Below are 15,564 nucleotides of genomic sequence, written 5' to 3' on the forward strand. Positions count from 1 at the left end.
GAGAATCTCTATAATGTAGCCACCTAACGTGGATACATTTGCTTGAGTGTTATTATGCCTAGGCACATATTATTGGCCTAGGCGTTTGCAAAGTAATGATGATTAGTTTGATCTTAATCAATAACAGTTGGCGAATTTAAACTGTTTGTTGGGACAGCACACTGCGGCGGAATTGCAGGATAACCAATATAATCAAAAACCCTACCGCCAAGCAGAACGGAAACAGCACTGTCGTCACAGAGTAGGCTTCCAGCGCCACCACAGAGCACACATTACGTAAAATCATAATAATGAAGAAAACACGGCTGTCTTCAAAGGGGCGGTGATAAACTTTTCGAAAGGTGGGGCCAAAGCCTATCATATCGATCGTGGTCAGAATCAACACAGCCCACAGGGGATCATTTGTTACGTACCACAGAGGCAATGATGCCAAGGCAAGAGCCAAACATCCCCAGTCTAATTTAGTGATAGTGGCATCACCGCGCTTAATATACGCTAAGAAGGCAATGAAAATCGTAATAAAGCCTGATAACCCAATGGGCCATGCTCCTACGCCGCCCTCGGCTTCTAGCTGAGCAAAGAATACAATGGTAGTGGTAATGCCCCAAATGACCCATGAAAATACATGAGGTTTCACCTTGCCTCGCAGGATCAGCGCAATATAAGGCACAAAACCAACCATCGCTAACGCAATCGCAATGCCGCTAAAAACAAGTTTTATATTAAAATCCATCTGTCTTTCCTGCCTCATCCATCATAGTAACACTCGATTCTACAGACTTCATTGTTAAACAGACGGACAAAATACGTCAAATTTGCACCAAAATAGGTCGTTTAAAGTGAGTTATGGATTGTCTATTAAGTGATAGCCAAAATGGCTTCTAGCGCCCAATTTTTAAACACATCTAAATTGCCCAATTGTTCTTTGAGATGTTTTACAATCCAGAGACCATCCAAGACTCAGCACACCATAGAAGGGCAATGGCCAAATGAATCCATCGAACAAGGAAGTGGGCTCCAACTTAGTGGGAAAAGGCGTATTGTTATGCCTAGCCGCGATGTTGGTATTCGCGTCACAAGATGCCGTGACGAAAATCCTCGTGCAGGATATGTCCGTAGCGCAAGTGGTATTAGTGCGCTATTGGGTATTTGCCCTGTTTGCCATCGTTTGGGTATCACGCACCAGCACTATTCGCCATGCATTACGTTCAGTTCGTCCTAAGTTACAAGTATTGCGCTCCATATTATCCATCGCAGAGATTGCGATTTTTAATTTGGCTCTGCGTTATCTTGGCTTGGCAGAATCCCATTCGTTGATGGCGGCATTCCCATTGATGGCGATTGCCTTGGCGGCCCCCATCCTAGGAGAACGGGTAAGCATGAAATCGTGGTTAGCGGTTTGTGTCGGCTTTGCCGGAACGCTTATTATTCTTCGGCCTGGGTTGGACGTCTTTAAACCTGAGTCATTGATACCATTAACTGCAGCCCTGTGCTTTGCCTGTTACCATATCGTGACTCGTCAGGTGAGTTCAGCGGGTGATGGTTTTCATACCAACATACTGTATATGGCGTTGATCGGCTTCGTGTGTGCAACCCTCTTTGGTGTGACGGCATGGCGTGCACCAAGCATGCAGGAATGGATGCTATTGGCCGTGATCTCTATTATGAGTGTCGCCGCACAGCTTTTGTTAGTAAAAGCGCTAGAGTATGCACCAGCCTCGGTATTACAACCGTTCAACTACAGCTTATTGGTGTTTGCCACCATTATTGGCTTCTTAGTATTTAGCGAACTACCAGACAGGTGGACCATAGTAGGAGCGGGCATTGTCATTGCCAGTGGACTGTACGTGATCTACCTACAGCGTACTCGTGAATAGTTTTTTATATGCACCCGAATCCCTACAGCCCGATATGGCAGTGGGGAATGACAGTTTTAAAGAAAATATTAAACGCTGACTGGCAGGCGAGTCTCGCCTATGAAGCGCGGTAGGGAACCGAGTCAGACGGATTAAATTTCCATCTGCCCAATTGACCCTAATTGTTAGACCTCAGCGATCAATATTGTTGAACTTGATTTCTACCTAACGCTTTTGCTTTATACAAAGCAAAGTCTGATTTGGTGTAAAGCTGCTCAAAAGAGGCGTTGCTATCTTCGGTTACGAGGCCGACAGATATGCTTAAAAAGACAGTGTGTCCATTTATCTTAAGAGGTGTCGCGGCGATCTGTTCTCGAATTCGATTGATAATGTTGAAGGCTATTTCCTGATCAGTATTGCGAAGAAAGATAGCGAATTCCTCGCCGCCAACTCTGCCAAATATATCGTATTGTCTCAGTTGTGTTGTTGCCAGCTTAGTAACATGCTGCAACGCTGCATCTCCAATTTGGTGACCAAATTCATCATTAACTTTTTTGAAAAGGTCTAAATCAATTAACGCCATTGTCGAGTAGGTTCCAGCGTGTCGATTGCGTATTAGCTCATTTTCGACTGAATTGACAAAGCCTCGACGATTGGCACACCCAGTCAGCTCATCGACGAGAGCAAGCTCGCTGAGCTTTTCTAATGTATTTTCCAGCCCACCCTGAAGGATTTTTTGTTTGGTGATTTCTTTCATCTGAACTAAAAGAAAGCGGGACTCATTGACTTGCTCAGAAAATAAATACCAACGACCATCCATGAAATCGACTTCAAAAATTCGAAACGGGCGCGATCTTCTCATTTTATGGGCATAGTGTAAAAAGGCATTAACATCCTTAGAATCAATTTTCGCTCCACGGCCATTCGAGTAGTTTAGTCGAACAATTTCCTCAAACGATCTGCCTATGAGTTGTTCTTTAGGGTGGTAATTTAGCTCAGCGAAGGCTGAATTACAGAATATAAGTATGTCGTCTTGATCATATATACCGTAGCCGTCTTGGCTAAGCTCGATAAACTCGTTAATCATTTGAGCGCGTACTCCAAGTAATGACTCACAAAACTCAATCACTGTATAAAACATAAGGTGTTCATTGGCATAACTATAGCAGGGGTTAAGCAAGGCAACCCAAAATGCTATTCTGATTTTTAAATCTTGTGTCATCAGTGCAGAGGAAGACTTTTTTATCTGCCAGCGATATATCGAACTGAATCCTGTTAGAGCAGATATGGTATCCCATCCCGCTCACTACAAGTGGTCGAGCCATCGCTTTAATACTCAGGCGTCACTGGACCTACAAAGTGAGCTTTGGCAGCCACATGAGCTTTATCTCAAGCTTTATTCAAATACCACATCCCAGAAGAAGAACTCGGACGGATTCGATCCGCTACGCATTCAGATATGGCACTGGGGAATGACAGGTTTAAAGAAGAGATTGAAAAGCTAACGGGCAGGAGAGTTTCGCCTGTAAAGCGAGGGCGGAAGCCAAGTAAGAAGGTTTAATTTTTATCTGGCCCCAATTGTTGAATTTTCATCTGCCCCCAATTGCTCCTCTCATAGCCCGAAAAATCATCACAAATGAAATAAATGGACGTCAGATTAATTTTGCACCTATGTGCAAAATTCATTTTTATGCAATCAGGTTGTCATATTGACAGGTTACTGTTCCGCTTGTTTTTTGGAAATCGCATCATACCTGTTTCACTGTCACTTTTAGGAAAACTCATGAATCGTTATTCTCTCATCGCCTCAGCAACTATCGCCTTGTTGAGTGCGTCTAGTAGCCTCGCTCAGTCTGTTGAATATCAATACAGCAGCAAGGCAACTTATGTACCTAAACAAGATTTAAACAGCTACGAAGCCGTACCTAATGGTTATGAAATTGCTTATACGCAATTGGTTGAACGCCATGGAGCACGTGCATTATCAAGTCCAAAATACGATATATTGACTAAGCAAGTATGGACGTTGGCGAAACAACGCGGTCAATTAACAGAGCTAGGTGAAAAACTTGGGCCGATCACCGACCAAGTAACCGCCGCAAACAAAACTCTAGGCTACGGCTTACTCACAAAAATTGGTGAAGAAGAGCCTTCAGGTATTGCCACACGTATGGCTGAGCGTTTGCCACTGCTCATGCGGAATACATCTCAACAGCCAGTCTGCATCCAGGTGCAAACATCAGGTAAAGCGCGGGCCAATCAAACGGCCCACTTCTTCATGCAGTCGCTTGCAAAAGACGTTAATTATGTAAGTGATGATGCGGCGCAGTGTTATCAAGCCCAAACACAAGCCAATAAAATTGATAAGAAGATGGTCAATAAATACGAGCTTTACTCCCACAAAACCAATCCAGCAAAAAACGCCAATTATCAAGAGTACAAAGGCAATTATGAAGCGTATAAAGCGTTTAAAAAATCAGACAAGCTAGAGGCGGTCTTTGATGAACTAGCAAGACTGCCGCAAACCAAATTATTGGCTCGTGAGATGCTAGAACGCATTTATAGCAAGGAGTTTGTCGACTTCCTTGAGCACCAAATTTCTGATGACAAAAACTGCGATGTGGCGGCTGGAGATTGCTTTAAAACCAATACTCGTAAACCAGATGAAACAGAAGACGATTGGAAGTACGTGCAAAACGAAGTCGATGCGGCATCCAAGCTTTACAACATGTTTATTATCGCGCCTGGGATGTTGCGAGAGGCCCAAGCACAAGGTGGTGAATGGGATCTGAAACAGTTTATTACGCCAGAAGAGTCCGCTTGGTTCGCTTACCAGTCTGATGCGGAAGATTTCTATGAAAAAGGGCCAAGCTTTGCGGATGGCCATGGCGTGACTTACAACATTGCGAAGCCCCTGCTAAAAGACATGTTCAATGAAATGGACGCCGTTGCAAACGACCGCCAAGCGGTTAAGCATGTCGCCAAACTTCGTTTTGCCCACGCGGAGCAAATTATGCCCTTGGCGGCGCTTCTGCATGTCGAAGGCAGCCAGAAATCCGCGTCCCCTGATGAACTTTATAGCCAAGCAAATAATACATGGCGTGGCGGTTGGGTGACGCCTTACTCTGCGAACATTCAATGGGATTTGTTTAAAAGCAAAAAACCGAATAGTGCCACTTTGGTGAAGATGCTCTACAACGAAAAAGAAATCGCCTTTAAAGACGATTGTAACGTATTTCCAGGCACTCAATATTTCTACAGTTTAAACGAACTAGAACGTTGTTACCGTGATGAATTAAGCCTTCACTAGCGGTACATCACCACTTTCAGTACTTAATGAACTCTTAAATAAATTATAAACACTTTTCAATAAGGTGGGGTTGCTGTTGTCTAGCGACACGGACAAGCCTCATCGAGGAACTTAAAATGAAACAGACAATTCTAGTAACCGCGATGCTTTCTTCTCTCATGACTACTTCCGTTATGGCGGCCACCATTGTTGATCAAGACGGCTTTAAATATAAACTGAATGGAGACATCCAAATCCAATTGCAAAAAGACAATGGTGAAGATAAAAATCTCTACGTGAATTTTGATTCTTTGAAACTTGATAACAAAATTTCTTATCAACTCACCAAGGACCTGAGTGCTTTTGGTCGAATTAAGTTTGATTTTGATGACGCGGCTAACGATGACGAAGATCAAAATAGCGCGGCACTCAAAGACGCTTATGTCGGTTTTGCTTACCGTGATACTGCGCTGTCGGTTGGTAAGCAAGATTACGCCACGGATGAGTTTGGTGTGGCGGAGGACTATGAGATGGACTCGGACGATGTGGCTTTTGATGAAACGGGTGGCGACGACGTGATCTTAGTAAACTTCGACCTAGACAAAGTTAACCTTATGCTTTCGACGGAATTACGAGCAGAAGGTGAAGACAGTGAAGGCGAGCAGTCATTTGATGCGTTTGCATCGTTTAATGTTTCAAACGTGGAATTCGCCGTCGCCTATCAAAATCGTGAGGAAGCAATTCATGGCGATAAGATGGACTCGTATGGTGTGAGTGCCAAATACGATGCCGGCTTTGCGACCTTCGCAGCAGACTACTCGGAAGCGAAAGACACGTTAAAAGTCTATAACCTAGTGGCCATGTTTGACGTAACCGACTCGACCACCATGGTGCTTGGTTATGTGAATAATAAGCCTGAATCGGATGAAGAAGTTCGTGAGTGGTATACCAACGTGACGTATGCGTTTCCTGAATTTAAAGACGTAAAAGTCTTTGCAGAGCTTTCTAACACCAACAAAGAAGGCGCGGAAATGGCCTACGTTGCAGGCACAGAAATCGAATTTTAAACTTGGACTCATGCCCTACTTTCCGGTAGGGCGCTGAAATTGTGAAATTGTGGTCAGATGAAAATAGTAATAAAAGGGGTCAGATCCCTTAAAAATAAAGCCAATGTTAGTTGCAGCTTGATTTGGTGTTTAAGGGATCTGACCCCTTTTAGAGGGGCGGCCTCGATGGTCTTGACCGACTCTTTGTCTTAGTTGAGTTTCGACCTTCTCTTTAAAGTGGTTGTCGCCAAGAGGCGTGCCTGTTTGCCAAGCTGACTGTATTTTTGATAATTCTCTAGTATCAAGGTGCTGTTCAAACAGTCGTATGTAGTTTTGTATTCTTTCTTCGATATTACGGCCAAGGGCATTATAGACAGAATGAGCGGTGATAAACGAAAGCTGTTTAAATCCGCCGTTGTGATGAAAGCTAGACCACCGATACAAACCTGGGTAATCGACCATATTAGCTCTAACGGGGTTAAGTTCAATGTAGCGCATGACAGCCAAGAAATAACGGTCTGATTGGACTAAACTACTTTTAAACCTTCCCTCCCAAAGGGAGCCACTACGTCCATATTTATGATTTATAAAAGGGACATAACGTCGACCAATATGTTGCATAAACTGACTGACACCAGCTCCAGATTGAGCAGTCAACAGGATATGAACATGATTAGTCATTAAAACAAAAGCATGAATAGCCACATCGTGTTTGATGGCGGCTTCTTTCATCCAGAAAGCATAGGCTTTGTAATCTTCATCCTCAAAGAAAACGGGATCGCGAGAAGCGCCGCGCTGAACGATATGTACCGGAACATTTGGTAAAAAGAAACGAGGCTTTCTTGGCATCTTTTCCTCCTTGAAGAGAGACCAATTTTCTTAAAGGGGTCAGATCCCTTAAAAATAATGCCAACATTAGTTATAACCTGATTTGGCGTTTAAGGGATCTGACCCCTTTTAAAAAGGCGCTTAATGCGCCTCGTCCCAGTTGTCTCCAACTCCCGCCTCTACCAACAGCGGTACATCAATCTGACTACTATTCTGCATGATGTCGACGATTTTTGCTTGGGCTTTTTCTAGGTCTTTTTCGGCGACTTCGAAGATGAGTTCATCGTGTACTTGCATGATCATTTTTACGTCTAGGTCGGTGTCGGCTAGCCAGTCGTGCATTTTGATCATGGCGCGTTTGATGATGTCGGCGGCGGAGCCTTGCATCGGGGCGTTGATCGCGGTGCGTTCGGCGGCTTGGCGCATCATGGCGTTTTTCGCTTTGATGTCTGGCAGGTACAAGCGGCGGCCGTAGATGGTTTCCACGTAGCCTTTTTCTTTCGCGCCTTCGCGGGTGTTTTCCATGTATTGTTGCACGCCTGGGTAACGTTCGAAGTAGCGTTTGATGTATTTTCCTGCTTCTGGGCGACCAATGCCAAGCTGTTTCGCTAGACCAAAGGCCGACATGCCGTAGATCAAGCCGAAGTTGATGGCTTTGGCGCGGCGGCGCTGTTCTGTGGTGACTTCGTCTAGGCTGACCTCGAAGACTTCTGCTGCGGTGGCTTTGTGTACGTCGGCGTCTTTTGTGAAAGCGTCTAATAAGCCCGGATCTTGGGACAGGTGAGCCATGATGCGTAATTCGACTTGCGAGTAATCGGCCGCGACTAACTTGTAGCCTTTAGGCGCGACAAAAGCTTGGCGAATACGACGACCTTCGGTAGAGCGAATCGGGATGTTCTGCAAGTTCGGATCCGTCGACGACAAACGGCCTGTCGCGGTAATCGCTTGATGGTACGAGGTATGAATACGGCCTGTTTTCTGGATCATTTCTGGCAGTTTGTCGGTGTATGTGGATTTCAATTTCGACAGGCTGCGGTGTTCCATGATCAAACGTGGCAGTTCGTAGTCTTGCGCCAGTTCTTGCAAGATTGGCTCGGCAGTAGAAGGCTGACCTTTGGGTGTTTTCTTGATAACCGGCAAGCCTTGTTTTTCGAACAAGATGACTTGTAGCTGTTTTGGCGAGCTTAGGTTGAAGCTTTCGCCCGCTTGTTCGTGGGCTTTGATTTCCAGTTCTTGCAGTTTGCCTGCAATTTCGCTGCTTTGCAGGTGCAGGAGTTCTGGGTCGATCAAGGCGCCAGTTTGTTCCATTTTCGCCAATACTGGAATCAATGGGCATTCGATGTCTTTAAAAATGCTGACGAGTTCTGGCGTGGTTTCGATTTTCGGCCAAATCGCTTGGTGCAAACGTAAGGTGATGTCGGCGTCTTCCGCGGCGTAGAAAGCGGCCACTTCTAGACCGATTTGGTTAAAGGTTTTTTGTTTCGCGCCTTTGCCAGCAATGTCTTCAAAGCTCACGTTGGTGTGACCAAGGAATTTGCTCGCCAAGGTGTCCATGTCGTGACGTGAACTTACGGAGTTGTAAACGTAAGATTCCAACATGGTGTCGTAAGCGATGCCGCGCAAGGTGATGTCGTAGTTGTTGAGCACGTTGGCGTCGTATTTTAGGTGTTGGCCGACTTTGGCTTTGCTGTCGTCTTCGAGCCAAGGTTTTAGCTGTTCCAGCACCCAATCGCGGTCCAGTTGTTCTGGTGCGCCTTCGTAATCGTGAGCCACTGGAACGTAAGCCGCTTCGCCCACTTCTACCGAGAAGGACAAGCCAACCAGTTCCGCAGCCATGTAGTTGAGGGAAGTGGTTTCTGTATCGAAGGCAACCAGTTCAGCGGCTTGGATTTTTTCCAACCATTTGTTGAAGCTTGCTTTGTCTAAGACGGTGTCGTAGTTGGCTTCGATGTTGGATTTAACCGGTGTTTCCACTTGGCCGTCATTACCAACGGTATCGCTGGCGGTTTCTACGCTTGGCGCTTTGTCTAGGTCAGACAACCAAGTTTTGAATTCCAGCTTGGTGAACCATTCACGCAGCTTTTCTTTGTCGGCTTCGCCGTTTTTCAATTCTTGTGGTTCGAAAGGCAGTTCTACGTCGCATTTGATGGTCGCCAAGGTGTAAGACAACTCTGCCATTTCTTTGTTGTCTTCCATTTTTTGCTTCATGGTTTTGGAACCACGGAAGCCCAACGCAGCGATCTCGTCTAAGCGGGTGTAGATGTCTTTGATGCTGCCCAAACCTTGCAGCAAGGCAAGGGCGGTTTTTTCGCCCACGCCCGGTACGCCTGGAATGTTATCGACTTTGTCGCCCATGAGTGCGAGGTAATCGATGATCAGTTCAGGCGGAATGCCGAACTTGTCTTTCACCCCTTGGATGTCCATAACCGTGTTGTTCATGGTGTTCACTAGAGTGACTTTGTCATTGACCAACTGCGCCATGTCTTTATCGCCCGTGGAAACAACGACTTCGCGGCCGGCTTCGCCCACTTGTTTGGCGATGGTGCCGATGACGTCGTCGGCTTCTACGTTATCTATGATCACCAGCGGCAAGCCCATGGCTTCCACCACACGGTGAATGGGTTCGATTTGCGGGCGTAGGTCGTCAGGCATGGGCGGGCGTTGCGCTTTGTATTCGCTGTAGATCTCGTCGCGGAAGGTTTTGCCCTTGGCGTCGAAGATGATGACCATGGGGGAATCTGGGTAGGTTTTAATGAGGCTGCGGATCATGCTGATCACACCGCGCGTGGCGTTGGTCGGTTGGCCATCGCTGGTGTGCATAGGTGGAATCGCGTGGAATGCTCGGTAAAGGTAAGACGAGCCGTCTACCAAGATCATCGGTGTTTGTGTCGTAGAATCCGTAGCCAAAATAGAACCTCTTTGTGAATCGGCAAATATGAGGTCTATTCTAAGCGGTTATGATGATTTTTACAGTCTAAACCCAGATAAAGTTTCGAATGCTCTGTGTGCTAGTCAACTATGAGTAATTGTCGCATTTTCATAGTTAATGACTGCTGAATGTCACTGAATGCGATGATTTTGTCTCGGCCACTTTCTTTAGCATGATACAAGGCTTGATCGGCTTCTTCGATTACGTGGTCAAACGCAGTGATCGAAGCAATGCGAGATACGCCAATACTTGTGGTAACTTTTCCCACAGTGCGAAAAGGAACCTGTCCAAAAACAAGATGGCAATCATTGGCTAGCTTATTCAATGTAGCGGCCGACGGGTTGGTAATCACCAAAAGAAATTCTTCTCCACCCCAGCGTACAAGGCAATGGTTGTCTCGGTATACGGTGCGCAAGCGTGAAGCAATTTCAACTAATACCTGATCACCTGTGGCGTGGCCAAAGCGGTCGTTGATGTTTTTGAAATAATCCACATCGAGTAGTACTAAACCTATAGTGTCGGTTTGATTGTTGCGGTTTAGCCAGCTGTGTAAGCCGCGTCGATTATAGATGTCTGTTAGGAAATCTCTGTCAGCGTGCATTTTATAGCGCATCAGGTCGTAGAAAATGTCGTCTAGTTGCTGCTTGATATTTTGTTGGTAAGGAATAATTGCCACAATAAACAAGCTGGCAGTGCCAAATAAAAATAACAAGTCGTAACCGCGCGATGTGTGTAATTCAGCTGGGTGCAGCAGTAAATAATGCAGTACAGGTAAGACGTTTAGCGCCCAGAATAAAGCCCCGAATTTGGTGTGCCTTTTCGGCAGCACCAACATAATAAGCATAGATGTCATTATGATCATGCCAGAAATGGGCGGATAGCTTTCGATAAATACGAGTCTTCCTTGCCACCCGTTATAGATAAACATAAAGGTGACTGGTGTGAAGGTAAGCAAGGTGATGGCCGCATACCAATTGAGGGTTTTGCTTGATCTAATCAAAGGGTTCTTATGGAAATACAGCAATAAGACCAAGCAAGCCGCGCATGTTACAAGGGGGAACACATTGAAAAATAACCCGCATAACCCATAGCTGAGCGCAGAAATAATCAGAAGTCTATAGATAGCATCTTTCAAGATGTTCTTTTGGTAGTTTGCTGAGTTCATTGCATCGTTTTGATCAGTTTGTTAAATACTTGGTTAAATAATATACGATGCGGCTTTTTTAATATGTTGCTACTTGGTGAATATATGTCGACTAAGTTATCTGAGTTGTAACCAGTGGCTTCGCATAGAATATAAAGTGTGCGCAGAAAAACAGGGGATTTGCGCTACTTAGAATTGACCTTTCTGCACTTATTGTGGAGCATAGGCGTTTTCATATTATCGTCATCCTTTGATAACAAATTAGGTAACACAACTTGGCTGTTTACACTTCCCTTTCGGACTCTGACATGCGCGCCTTAGTGGCGGATTATTATTTAGGTGAGCTGGTTTCGTTTCAAGGCATTTCCGGTGGGGTAGAAAACACCAACTACTTTTTGACAACGACAACGGGTAAGTACGTTGTGACTCTGTTTGAAGAGTTTGATTTAGACGAAGTTCCGTATTTCTTGGACGTTGTCGCTCATTTGAAACACAAAGGCTTTAATGTTCCTGCGGCTTTGATTGATATTCATGGTGAACGCCTACGTGAAGTAAATGGTCGACCGACTATCATTGTTGACTGCTTCCCCGGTGGTGAGCTGAAAGGCACGGACGAAACTTCTTGTCGATTAATGGGCGAAGCCTTAGCGAAGCTGCATATTGCGGGTGAGGACTTCCCTGTTCACCGTGATAGCCATCGTGGCGTGGCGTGGTGGCATAAAACCAGCCAAGCCATCGCAGATCAATTAGAGCCAGAACAAGCGGAATTATTGTTGTCGCAAATTGCTGAATTTGATGCCTTTATTACAGAACATCCAGATTTACCGAAAACCACTATTCATGGGGATTTGTTCTACAACAACACTTTGTTTGAAGGCAACAAGTTGTCTGCCATTATCGATTTCTACAATGCGTGCCATTCTTGGGTGATGTACGACTTAGCCATTGTGGTAAACGATTGGTGTTCGGACATGGCAACGGGGGAATTAGATAAAGGCAAATATAAGGCATTGATAAAAGCCTATTTGCATGAGCGTGAAGCGAGCCCAGAAGAGATTCTTGCTTGGCCGCATATGTTGAAAATCGCAGCGTTGCGTTTTTGGCTGTCTCGTTTGGAAGCGTGGCATGGGGCGAAGCATGACCCTGAACGTTTGGCGCAGCAGCATGATCCGCTTGAGTTTCAGCGTATTTTAGAGTCTCGTGTGCAATATTCCCCGAGCTTAGTTGAGTTCCTATAGGTCAGTTTTCGAGCTTTTAAGACTCTGTTCTTATGAAACTATTTTTTAAGGTGAAGTGATGCGTCTTTGGTTGTGTTTGTGCGTTACGGCTCTGTTTACGGGCTCTGCTATGGCACACCCTCATGTTTGGGTGGATTCTCAGTATCGTGTCAATGTCGACCAAGCCAATGTGTCTAGCCTTGCAGCGACATGGGAGTTGGATCTTTTTACGTCGACAAGCTTGATTGCTGAATACGACGTAGACGGTGATGGTGAGCTCACAGGTCAAGAAAAACTCGATATGATTGAGGTGTTGAAGAGCTTTGAGAATTACGGCTTTTTTATCAAAATGAAACAAGACGGCGCAGATTTGGTGCCAGAACAAGTGCGCGTTGCGGATGTTCGTATTCGGGACCAAATGTTGTGGATTCGTCTAGGTATTGATTTGCCTACTCCCGTTAATCTAGAAACTTCGACCTTGAGTCTGGCCTTTGGTGACGATGAATTGTATTTCGCCATGGAGCCATTGGAAGAAGGTTTAGTGCGTTTGTCCGGTGCCTTATCTGAAATATGTACGCCAGTAGAACGTGACGCTACAGAAACCTCCGTCGCCGTTTGGGTTGATCTGACTTGTCAGCCTTAATCTAATTATTTTCTAGCGATTTTTCGTTTTCAATGTTTCATATAAAGGTCTAAGCGCATGTTAGAACATTTCCAATGGTTGCCTTTCTTAGCCGCTATTACGGTACTTACTATGAGCCCAGGTGTGGACACTATTTTGGTGATGCGCAACGCGGCATCAGGTGGTTGGCGGTTGGGTTTTTTGACTAGCTTAGGCATTTGCATGGGGTTATTTGCTCATGCGACCGTGTCGGCGTTAGGCCTGTCAGTTATCCTGCTAGGTTCTGCAGGTTTGTTTACTGCCTTTAAATTAGCGGGTGCGGCGTATCTTGTGTACTTGGGTGTGCAAGCGATTCGAAGTGCGATGAAGCCGGTTGGCATGACCTTTAAAGATGCGAAAAATCCTAAGTCATTGACGGCATGGGGCAGCTTTCGTCAAGGGATCTTGTCTAACGTATTGAACCCTAAGCCGATTATTTTCTACATGGCATTTTTGCCACAGTTTATTGACCCTAGCCATTCGGCATTGGCTCAATCACTTTTTATGGCCTCACTTCATTTTATCATAGCGATGTTGTGGCAAACGTTTCTTGCGCTTATGGTTCATAAAGCGCGCGTTTGGTTGGCGCGACCAAAAGTGGCGTTGGTCTTGGATGGCTTAACTGGCGTATTGCTGTTGGGCTTTGGTGCAAAACTCGCATTGAGCCAGCGCTGAGTGTTAGGGGGTCTTGTATGACTGAGTACAAACGCCTTCTAGCAACATGGTTTCTATGATGTCGATGACTTTTATTCTGGGTACTCGACCTCTTAATTCCGCATCAATAAGCGCAGAGAATAAGCCGTGGCAGCATTCTGTCATGGCGACTGAGCTTATATCAATTCGAAAAACACCTTCTTGCTGACCTCGTAAAAAGAACTTGTCTAGAATGCCTTGTGTTTCGACACAAGCGCCACTTTCGGCTAACGCAGGCTGCCAATATTGTATGATGAAAATGGTTAGCTCTTTATTGGCATAGTAGTTTTCTAGCAGCTTGCGAATCCCTTCTCTTGGCTCTGCTGTATCGAGATCGGCGTCTCGAATAGCTTCTTGATAAGACTCAATACTGCGTTGTAACAGCCTTTCAATTAGGTTTTCTCGCGTTCGACAGAAACGATACAAGGTAGCCTTGCTCACACCGACAGCACAGGACAGCTCTTGCAATGATGCTCGTGGGTATTCAACCAAAGCAAGCGCAAGTGAATTCAGCAATGTGTTGTTCGTTTCTTCTTCAGCCATGATCTTTTTCCAAAATTTTTGACAGTTGACTTTTATTTCGACTTAAGCTCAACATCCTCGATGTTGGCATTTTACTTGGAATGTCGACGAGATGAAATAAAAAACTATAAAGAATCAAATGAATCTAAGTTGATTCATTTGGAGTTGTTTAGTATCTTACCTGTCTTTCTCAGTCAGATAAAATTTTAAGGTACAAAACAATGATACGAATTTTAAAAAATGGACGGACGCTGCTAATGCTGGCTGCGTTATTTGTTGTGTCTGGCTGCTATTCTAGTGAGCCAGAAGCTCAAGCGAGCCCTCCACCTAGTGCAAAAGCGGCGACCGTGACTACCGTGCAACCTATTGAGTTTGAAGAAAATGCCATTTTACCAGGAAGAATCGAACCTATCCGTGAGGCAGAAGTACGAGCTCGTGTTCCAGGTATCGTTTTACATAGAACTTTTGTAGAAGGCTCTGATGTTAGTGCGGGAGACGTCTTGTTCGAAATCGATCCAGCGTCTTTAAAAATAGCGCTTGATAGTGCTAAGGGTAAATTGGCCATGGCGGAAGCAACTCTGTTCGATGCCAAGATGCTGGTGGACCGTTATGCCCCGTTATTAAAATCTCAGGCTGTTAGTAAGCAAACATTTGATGCCGCTCAAGCGGCTTATTTGAGTGCTAGCGCGTCGGTTGCTTCAGCGAAAGCGGATGTGGCAAACGCTGAACTAAGCCTTGAATATGCAACGGTGCGTGCGCCTATTTCGGGTCGTATTGGCCGAGCAAATGTCAGCGAAGGCATGTTGGTTGGACAAGGTGATGCGACGCTGATGGCTACTATTCAGCAGCTTGACTCTGTTTATATCGATTTTACTCAATCTGTAACCGATACCTTGAAATACAAGCAATCAGTAAAAGGTGAGTCTACTCATAGCACCAAATTGATAGCTAGATTAGACGGTTACGACAAGCGCTTTGAAGGCAAGCTGTTGTTCTCTGATAGCCAAGTTGACGAAAAAACTGGCAATGTTGTGTTGCGTGGTTTGTTCCCAAATCCAGAGAAAGTGCTATTGCCAGGTATGTATGTCCGAGTGGAAGCCGTTCAGTCTTATTCTTCAACGGCTATTTTGATCCCTCAACGTGCCGTGATGCGTGGCAACAGTGGTGCGTTTGTTTATGTTGTGGATGACCAAAACACAGTGGAATCTCGCTCAATTACAACGGGGTCTATGTCGCAAAATTTGTGGCGTATTACTGACGGCTTAAAGAGTGGCGATAAAGTAATTATTGATAATGCTGCCATGTATCAAGCAGGAGAGAAGGTAACGCCTTCCGTTAAATTGGCCTCTAACATTTAGTCCATTGCTCCTTTCATCTCA

At 45.3% G+C, this 15,564-nt stretch carries 13 protein-coding genes; 7 read left to right on the forward strand and 6 right to left on the reverse strand.

The window, feature by feature from the left end; translation table 11 throughout:
* Positions 1 to 136: 136 nt before the first annotated feature.
* Positions 137 to 733, reverse strand: coding sequence for a hypothetical protein (locus tag DFP77_RS09580; RefSeq protein ID WP_114412070.1), 597 nt, complete (start codon positions 731 to 733; stop codon positions 137 to 139).
* Positions 734 to 989: 256 nt separating this feature from the next.
* Between DFP77_RS09580 and DFP77_RS09585 the strand changes: the two genes are divergently transcribed.
* Positions 990 to 1,877: a DMT family transporter gene (locus DFP77_RS09585; protein WP_114412071.1), complete on the forward strand. Its 888-nt coding sequence runs from the start codon at positions 990 to 992 to the stop codon at positions 1,875 to 1,877.
* 178 nt (positions 1,878 to 2,055) lie between these two features.
* Here DFP77_RS09585 and DFP77_RS09590 read toward each other — a convergent pair whose 3' ends face one another.
* Positions 2,056 to 2,997: a sensor domain-containing diguanylate cyclase gene (locus tag DFP77_RS09590; protein WP_258861112.1), complete on the reverse strand. Its 942-nt coding sequence runs from the start codon at positions 2,995 to 2,997 to the stop codon at positions 2,056 to 2,058.
* 642 nt (positions 2,998 to 3,639) lie between these two features.
* Here DFP77_RS09590 and DFP77_RS09600 point away from each other — a divergent pair.
* Positions 3,640 to 5,166 carry a histidine-type phosphatase gene (locus tag DFP77_RS09600; RefSeq protein ID WP_114412073.1) on the forward strand — a complete coding sequence of 509 codons (1,527 nt, stop codon included), beginning with the start codon at positions 3,640 to 3,642 and terminating at the stop codon, positions 5,164 to 5,166.
* A gap of 116 nt (positions 5,167 to 5,282) precedes the next feature.
* Positions 5,283 to 6,212 carry a porin gene (locus tag DFP77_RS09605; protein WP_114412074.1) on the forward strand — a complete coding sequence of 310 codons (930 nt, stop codon included), beginning with the start codon at positions 5,283 to 5,285 and terminating at the stop codon, positions 6,210 to 6,212.
* 129 nt (positions 6,213 to 6,341) lie between these two features.
* Here the strand turns inward: DFP77_RS09605 and DFP77_RS09610 are convergent, their stop codons facing one another.
* The 3 genes from DFP77_RS09610 to DFP77_RS09620 all read right to left on the reverse strand — a co-directional run bounded on the left by DFP77_RS09610 (position 6,342) and on the right by DFP77_RS09620 (position 10,948).
* A complete protein-coding gene (locus DFP77_RS09610) occupies positions 6,342 to 7,040 on the reverse strand; it encodes a transposase (protein ID WP_114412075.1) in 699 nt (232 codons plus the stop codon).
* Positions 7,041 to 7,160: 120 nt separating this feature from the next.
* Positions 7,161 to 9,896, reverse strand: coding sequence for a DNA polymerase I (gene polA / locus DFP77_RS09615; RefSeq protein ID WP_114412113.1), 2,736 nt, complete (start codon positions 9,894 to 9,896; stop codon positions 7,161 to 7,163).
* A gap of 131 nt (positions 9,897 to 10,027) precedes the next feature.
* Positions 10,028 to 10,948: a GGDEF domain-containing protein gene (locus tag DFP77_RS09620; protein ID WP_181858527.1), complete on the reverse strand. Its 921-nt coding sequence runs from the start codon at positions 10,946 to 10,948 to the stop codon at positions 10,028 to 10,030.
* Between the two features lie 419 nt (positions 10,949 to 11,367).
* On the opposite strand from DFP77_RS09620, the gene DFP77_RS09625 reads away from it, so the two are divergent.
* The 3 genes from DFP77_RS09625 to DFP77_RS09635 are packed head-to-tail and all read left to right on the forward strand — an operon-like array spanning position 11,368 to position 13,645.
* Positions 11,368 to 12,330 carry a homoserine kinase gene (locus DFP77_RS09625; RefSeq protein ID WP_114412077.1) on the forward strand — a complete coding sequence of 321 codons (963 nt, stop codon included), beginning with the start codon at positions 11,368 to 11,370 and terminating at the stop codon, positions 12,328 to 12,330.
* Between the two features lie 58 nt (positions 12,331 to 12,388).
* Positions 12,389 to 12,952: a DUF1007 family protein gene (locus tag DFP77_RS09630; protein WP_114412078.1), complete on the forward strand. Its 564-nt coding sequence runs from the start codon at positions 12,389 to 12,391 to the stop codon at positions 12,950 to 12,952.
* Positions 12,953 to 13,009: 57 nt separating this feature from the next.
* Positions 13,010 to 13,645: a LysE family translocator gene (locus tag DFP77_RS09635; protein WP_114412079.1), complete on the forward strand. Its 636-nt coding sequence runs from the start codon at positions 13,010 to 13,012 to the stop codon at positions 13,643 to 13,645.
* A 3-nt stretch (positions 13,646 to 13,648) separates the two neighbouring features.
* On the opposite strand, the gene DFP77_RS09640 is transcribed toward DFP77_RS09635, so the two are convergent.
* Positions 13,649 to 14,206 carry a TetR/AcrR family transcriptional regulator gene (locus DFP77_RS09640; protein ID WP_114412080.1) on the reverse strand — a complete coding sequence of 186 codons (558 nt, stop codon included), beginning with the start codon at positions 14,204 to 14,206 and terminating at the stop codon, positions 13,649 to 13,651.
* 200 nt (positions 14,207 to 14,406) lie between these two features.
* On the opposite strand from DFP77_RS09640, the gene DFP77_RS09645 reads away from it, so the two are divergent.
* On the forward strand, positions 14,407 to 15,543 hold the full coding sequence (locus DFP77_RS09645; protein WP_114412081.1) for an efflux RND transporter periplasmic adaptor subunit: 1,137 nt from the start codon (positions 14,407 to 14,409) through the stop codon (positions 15,541 to 15,543).
* Positions 15,544 to 15,564 lie beyond the last annotated feature (21 nt).

The sequence above is a fragment of the Marinomonas foliarum genome, from assembly GCF_003337275.1.
Taxonomy (GTDB): Bacteria; Pseudomonadota; Gammaproteobacteria; order Pseudomonadales; family Marinomonadaceae; genus Marinomonas; species Marinomonas foliarum.